This window comes from Rhodococcus sp. IEGM 1330 (genome assembly GCF_033142445.1).
Taxonomy (GTDB): domain Bacteria; phylum Actinomycetota; class Actinomycetes; order Mycobacteriales; family Mycobacteriaceae; genus Rhodococcoides.
This window is the reverse complement of the sequence record NZ_JAWLSB010000012.1, coordinates 1-15,299: the sequence shown is the minus strand read 5'-3', so window position 1 is coordinate 15,299 and position 15,299 is coordinate 1. Positions and strand designations below refer to the sequence as shown.

The following is a 15,299-nucleotide window of genomic DNA, read 5'->3' as shown; positions in this document are numbered from 1 at the left end:
GGGGGTTTCTCTATTTGGGGTTTTGGGGGGCCAAGCCCAGGCGGGGGGTTGTTGCTTTGTGGGGCCGCTACCGCGGGGCCCCCCCACTTCCCTGGGACGAGGCACAGGCACAATTCATGAAGGAGCACCGGCCACAATCGCTCATCGGACGCCTGATCGAGCCGAAGGAAATCGGCAACATGATCGTGTACCTGAGCTCGGAGCAGGCTTCCGCAACCACAGGCGGCGCACTGCGCGTCGACGGCGGCTACGTCGACTCGATCCTGCCGTAGTCGGTCGCCCCGGGAGCCGCGTGAATGGACCGTTCACACCCGTCTGGGCTCGTGAATGGTCCATTCACGCCTTCACGAGAGGTCAGTCCTTCGGCCCACCGGCGGCGTAGACGACCTGGCCCGAGATGAATCCGGCACCCTCGCTGACGAAGAACGACGCCAGGTGCGCGATGTCATCGGGGTGCCCGACGCGATTGACCGGAATCTGCGACGCCGCAGCGGCTTTGAAGTCCTCGAACGGCATGCCGACACGTTCTGCGGTGGCCGCCGTCATCTCCGTCTCGATGAACCCGGGGGCGATGGCGTTGGCGGTGACACCGAACTTGCCGAGTTCGATGGCGAGGGTCTTGGTGAAGCCCTGCATTCCGGCCTTGGCGGCGGAGTAGTTGGCCTGGCCGCGGTTACCGAGGGCGGACGTGCTCGACAGGTTGACGATGCGACCCCACTTGGCGTCGATCATGTGCTTCTGCACCGCGCGGGTCATCAGGAACGATCCACGCAGGTGTACTCCGAGAACGGAATCCCAGTCCTGCACCGTCATCTTGAACAACAGGTTGTCGCGGGTGATGCCGGCGTTGTTGATCAGTACGGTCGGCGCACCGAACTCGCTCGCGATGCGATCGACCGCGGTCTGGACCGATTCCTCGTCGGCGACATTCGCACCGATGGCCACTGCCTGCCCACCTGCAGCTTGGATTGCGCCGACGGTGTCGCTGCACGCGGCCTCGTCGAGGTCAACCACGGCGACGCCGAAACCGTCCTTGGCCAGCCGCTTCGCTACCGCAGCGCCGATTCCACGCGCACTACCGGTGACTATGGCCGTCTTGATCTGATCACTCACGAATATCTCCTGACGAAACGCCGAATCGAATTACCTGTCATCTGTTTCTACCAACCCCGGCGGCGCAGTCAGTACGCAGCCACCGCTCCGTCGAGTGCCTTCTGCATTCCCTCTGCAACCACACGCGTGATGTCGATCGGCTTCTCGGGCAGTTCGGTGATGGGTGAATCGATGTAGACGCTCGCCTGCTTCACCTTCGGCGCACCGGGGCCGTAGCTCAGACCGATACAGATCAGCACCGGCTCGACCCCCAACTTGCGCGCCCGCAGTGCGATGTGGCCGATGCCACTGCCGACGTGCTGCACCGTCGTCGGATCCTCGAGATTGCAGGTGCCCTCGGGGAACACTGCGAGGTCGTCGCCCCGCTTCATTCGCTCGGCACTGACATCCATCATGCGGCTGCCGGCTGCGCTCACGGCCCGCATGCCGTGGTTCTTTCCGCGGAAGACGGGGATGCCACCCATCATGTCGATTCGCTTGCGCTGCTTGGGTTCCTGGAACAGCTCATCCTTGGCCAATACCCGCGTGCGGCCGATGACCGGACGCAGCGGCGACGCCCATGCCGCCGCTGCGAGCGTGTACGGATCGTTCTCGGTCAGATGATTGACCGCGATGAGCAGCCGTGTGTTGTCGTAGACAAGACGACGCAGCTCCTCACGGGCACCGTCGGGATACGACACCCGCGGGCGGAAGCGTCGGGCAAGGGTGGCATACGCCAACCTCGCGACCTGACGATTCTGCTGGTGACGCAGGTAGAAGTCGTACACGGTCACATCGTTTTCGAGAATTACCGCAGGCCGATCCATGAGCCGAGCCTAGTGGTTCGAGCTGTGCCGTCAGGCCCGAAGCCTCATTCGTATCGCCTACCCGATGATCGCCTTGTATTCGGTGAAGATCGGCGCGTACTCGGGGCCGCAGTTCGCGATCGACCAGTCGGTGAGGAGGGTGAGGTTCTCGAACACCCCATCCATCGCGCCGAAGTCGCCGGCCGCACCCTTGGCGTCGGCCTCTTCCATGGCCTGTAGCCACGCCGATGGCTCCGATGGAGCGACCGCTTGCAGCTCCGACTGGGTCACCGGGGCCTTCGCAGCGAGTTCTTCGGCAATGGATTCGGCCGTTTCGACACCACCGGCCTCTGCTTCCCGCAGGTTGGCCAGACCCTGCGCCACCTGTGTGGCGTACAGCGTGCAGAAGTCCGACCCACCCGAATCCGCTTCCACCGACTCCACGGATTCCACGGATTGTGCGGATTCCACGGATTCCACGGATTGTGCGGCCGACGGCTCAGCCGTGGTGGACGGGTTCTCTTGTGTGGACGAACACCCCGCGAGAGCGAGGACAATTACCGCGCATCCTATGGTCGATCGACTGTTCATCGGCGTTGCACTCCTCGTGAACCCTGCCTGGACGACCGCCAGTCTGCGCTCGAGTGCTCAGTTGTGCAGCGCGGTGAGCATCGCGAACGGTTCGAGCCCGCCTCACACCCGCGAGGAACCCATAGCCCGGATCCCGACGGCAAGTCCGACCACCGCAGTGGCCGCGGCCGCGACAACACCTGCCGTCACCGTCGAACTGGCGAAGTCGCCGGCGAACAGTGCACGTTCGGCGTCGACGAGATATCCGAGCGGGTTGATGTTCACCAGGAACTGCATCCAGCCCGGGGCGGCCGTGAGCGGCAACATCGTGCCGGAGAGGATGAGCAGCGGGAACATCAATGTCTGCTGGATGGACCAGAACACCCAATCCTGCCCGCGCACAGCCAAAGCCAATGCATAGGACAGTGCGCCGAGTCCGACGCCGAACACGCCGAGCAGCACGATTCCCACGGCGGCACCGATCGGATTCACGGACAGGCCGAGCGGCAATGCCACCAGAACGATCAGCACGGCCTGTGCGGCCAGCGGCACCATTTCCTTGAACGCGCGCCCGACGAGCAGCGCCGATCGCGGCAACGGTGTCACCAACATTCGTTCGTGAGACCCCTGCTGCAACTCGGCCAACAGATTCGAGCCCGTCATGGACGTTCCGAAGATGGTGATCATTGCGAGCACACCGGGAACGAACCAGTCCCACACACTTCCGTCCCCGAGACCGGGAACATCGGTGAGCAGTGGGCCGAACAGTGCGAGCAGGATCAGCGGTTGGATGAGACTGAAGATGACGGTGAACGGATCGCGGACCATCGGACGCAGCTCCCGACCCATCACCAAGGTGCTTCCCGAGAGGACGTTCATCGGATTTCTCCTGCCGTGCTTGCCATTTCGAGTTCGGAGTTCTCGAACTCGGTACTGCTCGCTGTCACGCTCTCGCGCAGGCTGCGACCGGTCAGTCCGAGGAACACGTCGTCGAGGGTAGGTCGCGTCATATCCGCCGTGTGCACCGTGATTCCGTGAGACTCGCTGAGCCGCAGCAGGTCCGGAAGGACCACCTCGGCGCGCTCGACCCGGATGTTCAGACGCGAACCCGCGACCGTCACGTCCCTGACCCCGGCCACACCGTCGAGCAGCGGGACCAACGCTGCCGCGTCGGACACGGTGAGAACGACGAGATCGCCTGCCAGCTCCGATTTGAGCGCGGTGGCGGTGTCATCGGCGATGACGGTCCCGCGATCTACGACGATCACCCGCTCGGCCATCGAATCGGCCTCGTCGAGATAATGCGTGGTGAGCACGATGGTGGTGCCCATCTCTCGCCTGAGCCGGAGAATGTGGTCCCACAGGTTCGCTCGGCTCTGCGGATCCATGCCGGTGGTCGGCTCGTCGAGAAACAGCAACGGTGGCCGGTGCACCAACCCCAAGGCGATGTCGAGGCGTCGACGCTGCCCACCGGAGAGAGTCGAGACCGTACGGGCAGCGAGCTCGCCGAGCTCGAGTGCCTCGATCAATTCGTCTGCGCGACTGCGTGATCGATGACGCGTCATGCCGTAGCACAGACCTTGCACGACGAGCTCGTCACGGACGCGTTGATTGTGGCCCGCGCCGTTGCCCTGCCCCACGTAGCCGAGGCTGCGCCGGACTCGATCCCGGTCCTTGCCCACGTCGAACCCGGCGATCCGGGCCGAGCCCGACGTCGGTGACAGCAGGGTGGTCAGCATCCGCAAAGTGGTCGACTTACCGGCCCCGTTGGGACCCAGCAGAGCCACCAGTTCACCTTCACCGATCGTCAGATCGATGCCGCGCACCGCCTCCACTGTCTTCTTGCCTTGCCGAAAAGTCTTGGTCAATCCCGATGTTTCGATCATGTGTGACGCCCCTCGTCGTAGCGGTGAATCCCTACGACGGAGACGCTAGAAACGATCGCGGTCAGCTTCGGTCCGCGTTGCCGATACAACGAGAAATCAGCCGAAGACGGGAAACTTTCGCTTACTGGCGAGTGCGTCCATCCCGGACTGGATGCTCGCGCGCACCTCGTCGTATTTGGCGTCGACGTACGCCTCGTCCTCGCACCGAGCCGGATCGTGGTCCAGTTCGACCGGCGGCATGAATCGGGTACGGATCTTGGCGGGCAACGGAATCTGTGGCAGCGCGGCGGGCGCGATGATCCACGGAAGCGAGATCGCGATCGGAAACACCTTCAAGCGTGCAATCTTGTCGAGCTTGAGCACCTTCGCCAGCTTGTCACCGCGGATGAGCACCGGCATCGCGTCGGCCCCACCCACGGTCGCCACCGGCACGATGGGTACGCCCATCCGAATGGCGAGCTTGATGAAGCCGGTTCGGCCACCGAGCGTCGCCTCGTCGCGCTTGCTCCATGGCCTCAGCGAATCGACCTCACCGCCAGGCCACACGATGACGTCCCGGCCCTCGGCCAATGCCGTCGACATCGAGTCCGGCGCAGCAGGAAGCACACCCATGGATCGAAAGACTTTGCCGATCAACGGAAACGCCATCAGGGCGTCGTGCGCGGTGCCGTGCAGAATCCGCTTCTCACCGAAGTGTCGCCACCACTGCGCGCCGACGGTCCACGCATCCCACACGAACGGCGCACCCGAGTGCACCCCGACGACGAGAACCGGCGACTCGGGAATGGTCTCCCACCCGTCGATCTCCATGCGGAAATAACGGTCCATCACCCCGTTCCAGAGCTTTTGCTGACGGTCCATCGCCACGGTGTTCTGATCATCGAGGTCCCAGCCGCCCGCGCGTTCGGCCACCACCGCTCCGAGACCACCGGACGCCTTCTCGCGATGTTCCTTCATCTTCAGCCGGGCCGCCGCCGCGTAGCGCTGTGCCTGCTCGCGCAACTGCTCCTTCGTCGGCTCCTCCGTCGACGCTCCGGCACCGTCCCCACCCATTACGTGATCCCCATCACTCATACTCGCACCGTACTCCACCGCACCCGAGTCGACCGACGACCGGAGCTCGTAACCCCACGGGGCTTGCAGACTGTCCGATATGGTCGAAATTCGAGCCGAACGAACGAGGTAACCCCCATGGATCCGATCGAACCGGCATACGGAACGACGGCATTGCTGCTGATCGCGGCTGCGGCCGTCGCAATACTGCTCTTCCTCATCATGAAGGTGAAACTTCACGCCTTCGTCTCGCTCGTTCTGGTCAGCGCCCTCACCGCTGTCGCAGCAGGCATACCACTCGCCGACGTGCCCGACGCGCTACTCTCCGGCTTCAGTTCCACCCTGGGCTCGGTCGCACTTCTGGTCGCCTTGGGTGTGATGGTCGGCCGACTGCTCGAAATCACCGGTGGCGCACAAGTACTGGCCGATACCCTGATCAACCGGTTCGGTGCCAAACGGGCGCCACTCGCACTCGGCGTCGCCGCGCTCATCTTCGGCTTCCCCATCTTCTTCGATGCCGGCCTCGTGGTCTTTCTGCCCATCATCTTCACGGTCGCCAAACGCTTCGGCGGCTCGGTTCTGCTCTACGCACTCCCGACGGCAGGCGCGTTCGCCGCCATGCATGCCGTCGTCCCACCGCACCCAGGGCCGGTCGCCGCCACCGAGCTGCTCGGCGGAGACATCGGATCGGTTCTTCTGGTCGGTGTTCCCGTCGCCGTCGTCGCCTGGTTCGTCGGCTCGTACCTCGTCGGTACCCAGCTCGGCAAACGATTCGTCACCATGCCTGCCGACCTCTTCGCAGACGGGTCCCAGAACTCGGAAGAGCACGACAAAGAGATGGCCGCGCTCCGCGACCCGGCCCCGAAGTTCGCCGCAGTGCTGTTCATTCTCCTGACGCCACTGGTGCTCATCTCGCTCAACACCGTCGTCAATACGCTGACCACCTCGGGTGTGCTGACCGGAGACGAAACCTGGGCGGCCGCTCTCACTCTCGTCGGGCAGACGCCCATCGCACTCCTGATCACCCTGCTCCTGGCCCTGTTCATCCTCGCACCCGGACGCTTCCCGGTGGCCGACGGTGCCAAGTACATGGATCAGGCCCTCGGGCCCATCTGTTCGATCATCCTCATCACCGGTGCAGGCGGCATGTTCGGAGGAGTGCTGCGGGCCAGTGGCATCGGGCAGTCCCTCACCGCATCGCTGTCCGACCTCGGACTGCCGATCCTGTTGCAGGCCTTCCTGATTGCCACCGCACTCCGCGTCGCGCAGGGCTCGGCCACCGTGGCCCTGACCACCACCGCCGGGCTGATCTCGGTACAGGTAGCCGAACTGGATCTGAGCAACTTCAAGATCGCGCTGCTGGTGTTCGCACTGGCCGCCGGAGCCACCGTGCTCTCCCACGTCAACGACTCCGGCTTCTGGCTCGTCAGCCGCTTCTTCGGCATGGACGAGAAGACCACACTGAAAACCTGGACCGTCATGGAAACCACTCTCGGACTGGCGATTTTCGCGCTCGCGTCGCTGCTGTGGGTGGTGTTCTAGCGGGGTGGACCGTCTCGATTGATGAGTCCGAGCAGGATCGACGGGGCGAGCCGTGACCCGATGATCGACACTCGGCCCAGTCCGATGGCGATCTCGTCGCGGCCACTGTCGAGTCCGGCCATCGTCGCGTCGAGGAACTTCTCCAACGGCATCGCCATCGGCGGCGCGCTCTTCATGCTGCGGTGCAACGGTGTGTCGACCACCGGCGGGACGAGTTCGACCACCTGAACGGTGGTTCGGCGCAGTTGATGCCGAAGACTGACGGTGAACGAATGCACGGCTGCTTTGGTCGCGGAATACACGGGAGCGCCGGTGAGTGGAACGAAGCCGAGGCCGGAGCCGACGTGCACCACCCGTGCGCGAGGGGCCAGGCGCAGGAGGGGCAGCGCTGCCGAGGTGACGTCCACGAGTCCTGTGAAGTTGGTGGCGATCTCGTCGGCGATGTCGGCAATCGCCGGCCGCTCCTGCGCCGAGAAGTCCAGTGGGCGTTGGACTCCGGCGTTGTTGATCAGGGTCGTCAGATGTGGAATCGATGCGGCGATGTCGGCCATCGCGCGGCGCACGGATTCCGGGTCGCAAACGTCCATGACGATCGGCGTCATGCCGGGGTGTTCCGCGGCCATCGCGCTCAGGCGCTCGAGGTCGCGACCGGTGATGACGACGTGGGCACCACGCGCGTGGAACCGGGTGGCGAGTCCGGCACCGATGCCCGACGTCGCGCCGGTGATGAGTACGACGTCGTCGTCGAACGACGTCAGGTGTGGCCGTCCACGTCCGATCATGCGAGCGACCCGGCAACGATCTGCCAGGCCAGAGCGGATTTCGCGGCGAGGCTGAGTACGAGGTAGACGAACTCGCCGAATGCGTAGTCCTTCCACGGCCCGATGCTTCGGTACTGCAGCCACTGGTTGGCCGCGAAGCTCATGAAGAAGACGAACAACGAGAAGAAGATTCCGTAGACGAACGCGGGAACCTCCGAAGCACCGACGAGGTTCACGGTGATCGCTACCCAGGGTGCGGCACCGGCGACACAACCGAACCAGAACGCGGTGAGGTCCGGTCGCTGTCCGGGTGGGTTGAAGCGCTCCTGGAGCCAACCGAACAGGATCATGGCGACGTTGGCACCCACGATCGCGATGAGCGCGCTGATCTGCGTGATGCCGGCGTACAGGGCGATGAGGACCACCATGATCGTGGCGCTGACGCTGTATTCGAGCCATCGGAACGGGTTGACACCGCGAGAGAGGTTGCGTTCGTATGATGTTCGTAGCGGTGCCCCGGTGACGAAGTGATCCACCGCCGCCAGTGCGAGGAAGACTGCGACGGCGATACCGATGGGAACCGCGAACGCTTCCTGCGCCTGCGGGACCACCGTTCCCGGTGGTCCTGCCGGGTACGCAGTGGTCACATCGATGGCGAAGTCGGATGCGATGACGAGCACCGCGATGGCCTGAACAGCATGCAGCGCGGACAGCGAGAGGTTCCAGATGCGGAGTCGCCTCAGCCTGTCCGGCGAGAGTGTGTACTCGGTGGCGATGGCCGGGTGCGGTGTACGTGCCATGACCGATAGCCTTACAGATTGTAAGGCTGCTGACAAGGAGCGGGCGGGAGGACGCTGTGACGACGAACGACGAGCTGTCCGCTCGCCAAAGGATCATGCTCGCAGCGATCGAATTGGCCGACCAGCAGGGGACCGGCCGCATGACGATGTCCGCGGTAGCCGCGCGCGCGAAGGTGTCGCGGCCGACGCTGTACAGCTACTTTCCCGACGTGTCCCGGATTCTGGAGGCCTGGGTCGAGCAGGAAGTAGTGCGCGTCGAGGCGCAGCTTCAGGACGTACTGGACCAGGGTGCGGGGTCGGATCCGATGACGGTGCTGGGTGACTACATCGACCTGCAGTTGATCTATTTCGTCGAATCTCCGACGAGGGCCCTGCTCACCACGGCCGCACTGGGGTCGCCGCCGCAGTCCGTCACCAGGCACATCGAACGGTTCCGCGCAGACGTACACGGGCTGCTATCGGTTCTGGGAAGGCAAGGACGTCTTCGGGCCGATGTGGACGTCGAGATGCTGGCCGGTCTTGTCATCGCGGGGATCACCTCGATGACACGTCATGTGCTGGAGGAACAGATATCGCCGACCGAGGCGCGACGCCAATTGCTGGACATACTCTTTCGAGGATCGCTTCTCTCGTGACAGTCTGCGACCCCGGCTGTCACTGTCGGTCGCGCTTGGGTTGCCATCGAGCCGCGCGCTCGCCGATCGATGCGAGCCGAGCAGTCTCGTGCACTCGAGCGGCGCGGGTCTCGGGCCGCTTCGCGGTCACGATCCACTCCAGAATCCCGCGACGCGCGGACGGTGGGAACTTGGTCCAATTGCTTTCCGAGCCTTCGTATTCGGCGAAGGCGGCCGACAGATCCTCGGGGACTACGAGATCCTCGACCTCGTCGAGTACGGTCCATGCTCCATTGGCTACGGCAGCCTCGACGGCTCGCTCCCCTGCCGGCAGCATCAGGCCCGCTTCACGGAGGGCCTCGATACGAACCTTGTTCGGACGGGACCACGCACTCGCGGGTTTCCGGGGCGAGAAATACAGCATGGTTCGCTCGTCGTCCAGCTTTCGGGGTCGACTGTCGACCCACCCCACCGCGAGTGCTTCCGTAACGGCGTCGTCGTAGCTGATCGCCGGTTTTCCAGTGGCCTTCTTCCACGACACCAGCCACGCGGATTCCGCAGTTCCGTGATGTGCGGTCAGCCATGTCCGCCATTGCTCGCGTGTCTCGGCATGCACTCTCGGTGCGTCGTCCATGACGGCCATGCGTAACCCTTCGTTCGTCGGCACCAGTACAGCGCTCGCCTCACTCGTCGACTACGAACACGCATCCCCCGGATGGAAGCTCCAGGACGATGACGTCGTGGTCCTCTCCGGTGACGATTGCGGTGAAGACCACCTCCGACCCATCCATCGACACCCACCAATTCATGTTCGCACCCCGCAGACGCGGCACCTGCCGATACACCGCTCGGGCGTCCTCCACAACGGAATGCGGATGCAGCATTCGAGCGGTCTCGATGACGGTACGACGGACATGGTCGAGATCGATCAGATCATCGTCATCCGACAGCTGAGATGGCCGAAAATCGATCAGCGCGAACGGCAGTCGCACGACAGCGGGCGTCGGTGTCGGCACCCGGGAACGCTCGTCGAGCTCGAATTCGAGGTCGTGCCATTCGAGTACGCCGTCCTCGAACGCGGGCGTCATCTCCCCGAGCGCTGATCCGGCCTCGACGCTGCGGTGGACCTCTGCGATGTATTCGGTCAGGGAGTCGAACCACGGTGCGCCCCCGTCCGCCGCCTCGGCCGAGAACATCCGTACGCAGCCGCGCCGTCGACCCGGGCGTGTGTCGATGTAGGTGAGCCCGAAGATGCCTTCGGCAAACGGGACGTAGGCGGGGACGAACATTTCCGCCGTCTCACCTGCCTCCTGAGCGCGTACAACGGCCGGCCAATCATCGCCCAGATAGTCGATCGGATGAGGGTTTTCGAGGCTGAACGTGTGCCGGGCGAGAACCTCGTCGAGTGACAACAGATTCGCGTCCGGCAGCACCGAACCGACCGGGACGTAGTCCTCACCCAGTGGCACGTGCTGGCCGTCGTGCAGTCCGTAGAACTCGCGCAACTCGTCCGTCCACGGAGTCGTCGCCCGTTCCGCGGCCTCGCGCTCTTCCACCGACCGTGGCGACCGAATCGACGCGGCCGTCACCGGCGCACGCTCACGCAGTATCGCCATGTATGCGGTCCATACCTCGGTGAGGTTCACGACTCGAACCTAATGGGTCTCGATCGGCGAGGGGGTTCGATGCGAGTCTCCATTCCGCAAAGATCATTCGATTATGCTGCGATTGTGGGCGAAGTTCCCTTCAGCGGAGTGTCGACGATGCGAGGCATTCGTGAGTGACAGCAGTCGGTTCGACGGAGTGCTCGAGCCGATGACGTGGGGTAAGAACACGTATACGATCATCCGTGTTCCGACTCGATTGGTCGAGGCAGCGGAGCGGTGGCCGACTCGCCGGATCGACGGCTCGATCGACGGACTGAGCCTCAATCTCGGTCTCAACAAAGCAGATTCGAATGTGCTGCCCGGGTCGTTCGTCTACATCGGTGCAGGTCTTCAGCGTCGGTTGGGCGTGCGCCCCGGCGACTTGGTGTCGTGCGAATTCGAACCGGCCGACCCCGATCTGGTGCCGGTGCCGCAGGACGTCGCGGAGGCGATGGAGGCGGCACATTGCACATCCGCGTGGGAGCGGAAGCGGCCGAGCGAGCGGCGTCAGTTGTTGATGCCGATCGACAACGCTGCGCGAGCGCAGACCCGAGCAGTCCGCGTAGCGCGACTGGTCGGGATGTTGACGGAGAATCCGCAGCCGGACAGTTGAGGTGCCCGGGCCCGCCGTCACTGCACCGGAACGAGAATTCGCCACGCCCCCAACGCCAGTGAGCCGACAGTGACGAGCAGAAACAACGCGACCCAGACGATGCCGGGGAGGAAGGTCAACCGAGCCAGCTGGTCGGCGTCGGAGTCCCGAGCCCGTCCTGCGCTGCGTGATTTCTGCAGTTCGAGAACGGGACGCGGACCAGCGATCAAGAGGAAGAACGTGATGAAGTACGCCGCGGCGACCTGCTGTTCGCCGGTCCCCCACCAGGACACCACGAACAGTGCAGCACCGACGACGACGAGCGACAGCAAGCCGTAGATGTTGCGAATCATCAACAGCATCAACGCAATCGAGATGACGCCGATCCACAGCACCGCCACCGCATGTTGGGTGCCGAGCACGAACGCGGCGCCCAGACCGAGTAGCGACGGCCCGACATAGCCAGCGAAAGTCATGGCGATGACGCCGAGCCCGGTGGGCTTGCCCTTGGAGATCGCGACGCCGGAGGTATCGGAATGCAGTCGCAGCCCCATCAGCTGCCGACCGGTGATCAGCGCGACGAACAGGTGCGCGCCCTCGTGCGCAATGGTGACCACGTTGCGCGCGATCCGCCACGTCTGCGGCAACACGACGATGACGAGTGCAACCAGAGCAGCAACTTGGACGATCCACACCGGTGGATCAGGACTCACCGCGGAGATGCGGTCCCAGAATTCGTTCACACCCCAGTATGCGGCTTCGCCGCAGTGGTGCGGTCAAGTGCCGCCGGGGGCACCTGGGAGTGGAGCCTGCGGAACGACCCGCAGGCACTCAACCGCACCACTGCCGCAGGCACTACGACGCGCGTGCTTCGGCCTTCGCGCGTTCGCGGGCGAGGGAGCGATCTCGCATCTCCTCGAACTTGGTGGCCTGCCGCTCGAGGTCTTCGAGGAAGACAGCGAGTTCTTCACGCGTGTTCTCACCGCGTGCGGTGAAGTCGTTGCGCTCGAACACGCTCCACTTGCGCAGGACCGGCCAGACGACGTCCTCGAGGTGCTGACGCAGGTCGTAGATGCCGTGCTTGGCCATCAGCACACCGTTGCGACGGAAGTTCGGCATCCCGGCACCGGGCATGACGAAGTTCGTCACGATGTCCGAGACCGCCTGCAACGTCTGATCGGGCGAGATGTCCATCGCCGCGCCGGTGATGTTGCGGTAGAAAATCATGTGCAGGTTCTCGTCGGCGGCGATGCGCTGGAGCATGCGGTCGGCGATCGGATCGTCGCAGACCTTGCCGGTGTTGCGGTGCGAGACGCGGGTGGCGAGCTCCTGGAAGGTCACGTACGCGACCGAGTGCAGCAGACCGACCTGAGTGCCTGCAGGTGAGGCGTAGCCGTTGGTCATGTGGATCATGCGGGCTTCTTCGAGGGCGACGGGATCGACGCCGCGGGTGACGACGAGGTAGTCGCGCATGACGATGCCGTGGCGGTTCTCCTCGGCGGTCCAGCGACCGACCCAGGTTCCCCAGGCACCGTCGCGGGAGAAGTTCTCGGCGATCTCACGGTGATAGGACGGCAGGTTGTCCTCGGTGAGCAGGTTGGTGATCATCGCGGCCTGTGCGACGTCGGAGAGCTTGGACTGCTCCGGGTCGTAGTCCTGGCCACCGAGTGCGGCGAAGTTGCGACCTTCGTCCCACGGAACGTAGTCGTGAGGGTGCCACTCCCGCGCCATCGTGATGTGACGGTTCACATTGTCCTCGGCAGTGGGCACCAGCTCTTGCAGAAGCTCGAGCTGTGTCAGATCCCTGGCCATAGAGATGCCTCCTCGCGTTGACGTCAGCTCGCAAGCCTAGGGCGATCGATGCGCATCACGGGGAGCCTTGCCCAGATTCTGTTAGAGGTAGCAACCGACGCCGACACCGCGTGGTGCGACGTCACAGGTCATTGCTGGGCAGGTTCGAGGCCGGAGAAGTTCGGTGCGCGGAACACCCAGCCACGGAGAGCGAGGAACCGGGCGGCTCCGAAGATGCCACCGACAGCGATGACGACCAGAAGCTGGACATACGTCGGCGCTGCCGGGAACAGGATGTGCACGGCGGCCAGTGTCGCGGTACTCAGACCCAGCCCGATCAGGGCCAGTCCCCCGGCTTCCCACTGAGTCTGGAACCAGCCGACACGACCGGCCGCGTGGAAGGTGTGACGGCGGTGCAGCTCGTTGGCGAGGACGGTACTTGCGGCCACACCTGCGAGGTTGGCAGCGAACGATCCGACGGAAGCGAGAGCGACGAACAACAGGGCGTACACACCGTTGCTCGACACCCCGACGATCACGAAGCGCGTGAACTGAGCGAGCACCGACTCCCCGAGCATCCGCGACCTGAGGCGGGGCGCACAGCCCGATGACCCGGACGTAGCCGGAGCTTTCAGGGAAGTGCTCACGAGGTCTCCAGTTGTAGAACCGGAAGCGTCAGTCGGCGCTTCGACTCGATACAACTCCGCACACGAACGAATCGATCTCGGACGTGACGGAAGTCTCAGGCTTTCGTGGAACTTTCTTCCCGAGCGCGCTTCTTGCGGTCCAGGTCGATGTTGAGACTGTCGGGCTTGATCGATGCGACGAACAACACCGCGACGAGCACGACCACCACGACGATGGTGATGACGACCACCGCGATGCCGAAAATTGCCAAGATACCGTTCATGTCCTGCCTCCCGTGTCAGGCAATACGGTACTTGTCGTAGACGGGCCGGTCGACTTCGGCCCTGATGGGTCGTCGATACCGGCCCACCACTCAGCTCACCAGGCGCGCCACGGCGCGCATCGGCAACGACAGCCAGGTGGGACGGTTGCGTGCCTCGTACAGAACTTCGTACACGGCCTTGTCCAGCTCGTATGCGCGCAACAGGTCGGCCTCCTCGCGGGGATCGTGCCCGGCCACCGACGCGTATCCGTCGAAAAATGCTGCGATGCTGCGGGCCGCCCACTTCTCGGCTCGCTCTCGTGCCGACGGATCCTCGGGCAGATCGACCAGCAGGTGGTTGGCGGCATAGTCGAACGAGCGCAGCATTCCCGCCACGTCACGCAGAGCGCTGTCCATCTGCCTACGCTCGGCCAGGGTCTTTGCCGGCTCGCCCTCGAAATCGATGAGCAGCCACCGTTCGGGAGTGCCCAGCACCTGACCCAGATGCAGGTCGCCGTGGATGCGCTGCACCGTGGTGCTGTTCGACGCCTCCGCCCGCGAGATCAGAGCGGTCGCCGCCGGGATGTACTGCGCGATCTCCGGCACCACCCGTGCCACTCCCGAGATGCGGGCGAGGATCTCCTCGACGGCCGTCGATTCCACCGACCGTTCGGCGGTGCCCAGCACCGATGCCAGGTCGTGGTGCACCTGCGCCACGGCCGCTCCGATTCGATGCGCGTCCGGGGCGAAATCGGCGGGCAGGTCTTCGATCGGCGTCTGCGGGGAATCGAACACCTCTTGCACGCTGGCCAGCGCCGCAGTCCACCCCTCGGCGGAGTTCGCGGCGAAATCCTGAGCCATGCCGAGCGTCGTGGGTTCACCGCCGACTTCGGCTTCGAGCCAGCCCCGAAGCGGCGCGACGTTGACGCTCCCCGCCTCCGCCAGCGCGCGATGCAGTTCCACATCCGGGCTGATTCCCGGCGGCACCTGACGAAACAGCTTGAGCAACAGCAGATCACCGAGAATCACCGAGGTGTTGGACTGCTCGGCCCCCAGAACCCGACCGCGCAGACCGCTCGGCACACTCGAACCGTCGACGATCTTGAATTCGATGCTGCCCGTGGCCTTTCCGGCGGCAAGCGCGTCGCCGTACAGACCGATGATCTCGGGGTCGCGCAAACTGAGGTTCACCCCGGATGGTGGACACCGAGATAGCGGGACCGAGGGTTCCGCTGGAAGGATGTCCTCATGTCCCGC

19 protein-coding genes are annotated in these 15,299 nt (G+C 64.3%); 4 read left to right on the top strand and 15 right to left on the bottom strand.

The window, feature by feature from the left end; translation table 11 throughout:
- Positions 1-272, top strand: a 272-nt coding sequence (locus R4P57_RS23125; protein ID WP_317805204.1) for an SDR family oxidoreductase, incomplete at its 5' end; no start/stop codon positions are given.
- 82 nt (positions 273-354) lie between these two features.
- Here the strand turns inward: R4P57_RS23125 and R4P57_RS23120 are convergent.
- From R4P57_RS23120 to R4P57_RS23095, 6 genes are all read right to left on the bottom strand, one after another.
- A complete protein-coding gene (locus R4P57_RS23120) occupies positions 355-1,113 on the bottom strand; it encodes an SDR family oxidoreductase (RefSeq protein ID WP_032396725.1) in 759 nt (252 codons plus the stop codon).
- 68 nt (positions 1,114-1,181) lie between these two features.
- On the bottom strand, positions 1,182-1,919 hold the full coding sequence (locus R4P57_RS23115) for a 1-acyl-sn-glycerol-3-phosphate acyltransferase (RefSeq protein ID WP_317805203.1): 738 nt from the start codon (positions 1,917-1,919) through the stop codon (positions 1,182-1,184).
- A gap of 57 nt (positions 1,920-1,976) precedes the next feature.
- Positions 1,977-2,369: a hypothetical protein gene (locus R4P57_RS23110; protein ID WP_317805202.1), complete on the bottom strand. Its 393-nt coding sequence runs from the start codon at positions 2,367-2,369 to the stop codon at positions 1,977-1,979.
- A gap of 222 nt (positions 2,370-2,591) precedes the next feature.
- Positions 2,592-3,347, bottom strand: a complete 756-nt coding sequence (locus R4P57_RS23105; protein ID WP_317805201.1) for an ABC transporter permease — start codon at positions 3,345-3,347, stop codon at positions 2,592-2,594.
- Positions 3,344-4,354: an ABC transporter ATP-binding protein gene (locus R4P57_RS23100; RefSeq protein WP_317805200.1), complete on the bottom strand. Its 1,011-nt coding sequence runs from the start codon at positions 4,352-4,354 to the stop codon at positions 3,344-3,346. Before R4P57_RS23100 ends, R4P57_RS23105 begins: the two co-directional genes overlap by 4 nt.
- Positions 4,355-4,450: 96 nt before the next feature.
- Positions 4,451-5,407 carry a lysophospholipid acyltransferase family protein gene (locus R4P57_RS23095; protein ID WP_317805328.1) on the bottom strand — a complete coding sequence of 319 codons (957 nt, stop codon included), beginning with the start codon at positions 5,405-5,407 and terminating at the stop codon, positions 4,451-4,453.
- A gap of 138 nt (positions 5,408-5,545) precedes the next feature.
- Between R4P57_RS23095 and R4P57_RS23090 the strand changes: the two genes are divergently transcribed.
- Positions 5,546-6,949 (top strand): GntP family permease, encoded by a 1,404-nt coding sequence (locus R4P57_RS23090; protein ID WP_317805199.1) that lies wholly within the window; start codon positions 5,546-5,548, stop codon positions 6,947-6,949.
- On the opposite strand, the gene R4P57_RS23085 is transcribed toward R4P57_RS23090, so the two are convergent.
- Positions 6,946-7,731 carry an SDR family oxidoreductase gene (locus tag R4P57_RS23085; RefSeq protein WP_317805198.1) on the bottom strand — a complete coding sequence of 262 codons (786 nt, stop codon included), beginning with the start codon at positions 7,729-7,731 and terminating at the stop codon, positions 6,946-6,948. The genes R4P57_RS23090 and R4P57_RS23085 overlap by 4 nt on opposite strands.
- Positions 7,728-8,510 carry a heliorhodopsin HeR gene (heR, locus tag R4P57_RS23080; protein ID WP_317805197.1) on the bottom strand — a complete coding sequence of 261 codons (783 nt, stop codon included), beginning with the start codon at positions 8,508-8,510 and terminating at the stop codon, positions 7,728-7,730. Before heR ends, R4P57_RS23085 begins: the two co-directional genes overlap by 4 nt.
- A 56-nt stretch (positions 8,511-8,566) precedes the next feature.
- On the opposite strand from heR, the gene R4P57_RS23075 reads away from it, so the two are divergent.
- Positions 8,567-9,145 (top strand): TetR/AcrR family transcriptional regulator, encoded by a 579-nt coding sequence (locus R4P57_RS23075; RefSeq protein WP_317805196.1) that lies wholly within the window; start codon positions 8,567-8,569, stop codon positions 9,143-9,145.
- 19 nt (positions 9,146-9,164) lie between these two features.
- Here the strand turns inward: R4P57_RS23075 and R4P57_RS23070 are convergent, their stop codons facing one another.
- Both R4P57_RS23070 and R4P57_RS23065 read right to left on the bottom strand, forming a co-directional pair.
- Positions 9,165-9,767 (bottom strand): YdeI/OmpD-associated family protein, encoded by a 603-nt coding sequence (locus R4P57_RS23070; RefSeq protein ID WP_317805195.1) that lies wholly within the window; start codon positions 9,765-9,767, stop codon positions 9,165-9,167.
- Positions 9,768-9,807: 40 nt separating this feature from the next.
- Positions 9,808-10,770, bottom strand: coding sequence for an SMI1/KNR4 family protein (locus tag R4P57_RS23065; protein WP_317805194.1), 963 nt, complete (start codon positions 10,768-10,770; stop codon positions 9,808-9,810).
- A 130-nt stretch (positions 10,771-10,900) separates the two neighbouring features.
- On the opposite strand from R4P57_RS23065, the gene R4P57_RS23060 reads away from it, so the two are divergent.
- A complete protein-coding gene (locus R4P57_RS23060) occupies positions 10,901-11,383 on the top strand; it encodes a YdeI/OmpD-associated family protein (RefSeq protein ID WP_317805193.1) in 483 nt (160 codons plus the stop codon).
- 17 nt (positions 11,384-11,400) lie between these two features.
- Here R4P57_RS23060 and R4P57_RS23055 read toward each other — a convergent pair whose 3' ends face one another.
- From R4P57_RS23055 to R4P57_RS23035, 5 genes are all read right to left on the bottom strand, one after another.
- A complete protein-coding gene (locus R4P57_RS23055) occupies positions 11,401-12,105 on the bottom strand; it encodes a M50 family metallopeptidase (RefSeq protein WP_317805192.1) in 705 nt (234 codons plus the stop codon).
- 112 nt (positions 12,106-12,217) lie between these two features.
- Complete coding sequence (locus tag R4P57_RS23050) at positions 12,218-13,174, bottom strand: acyl-ACP desaturase (protein WP_317803549.1); 957 nt, start codon at positions 13,172-13,174, stop codon at positions 12,218-12,220.
- Positions 13,175-13,302: 128 nt separating this feature from the next.
- Positions 13,303-13,731, bottom strand: coding sequence for a GtrA family protein (locus R4P57_RS23045; protein ID WP_411742429.1), 429 nt, complete (start codon positions 13,729-13,731; stop codon positions 13,303-13,305).
- 164 nt (positions 13,732-13,895) lie between these two features.
- Positions 13,896-14,063, bottom strand: coding sequence for a hypothetical protein (locus tag R4P57_RS23040; protein WP_170945796.1), 168 nt, complete (start codon positions 14,061-14,063; stop codon positions 13,896-13,898).
- A 90-nt stretch (positions 14,064-14,153) separates the two neighbouring features.
- Positions 14,154-15,233, bottom strand: coding sequence for a hypothetical protein (locus R4P57_RS23035; protein WP_317805189.1), 1,080 nt, complete (start codon positions 15,231-15,233; stop codon positions 14,154-14,156).
- Positions 15,234-15,299: the final 66 nt, after the last annotated feature.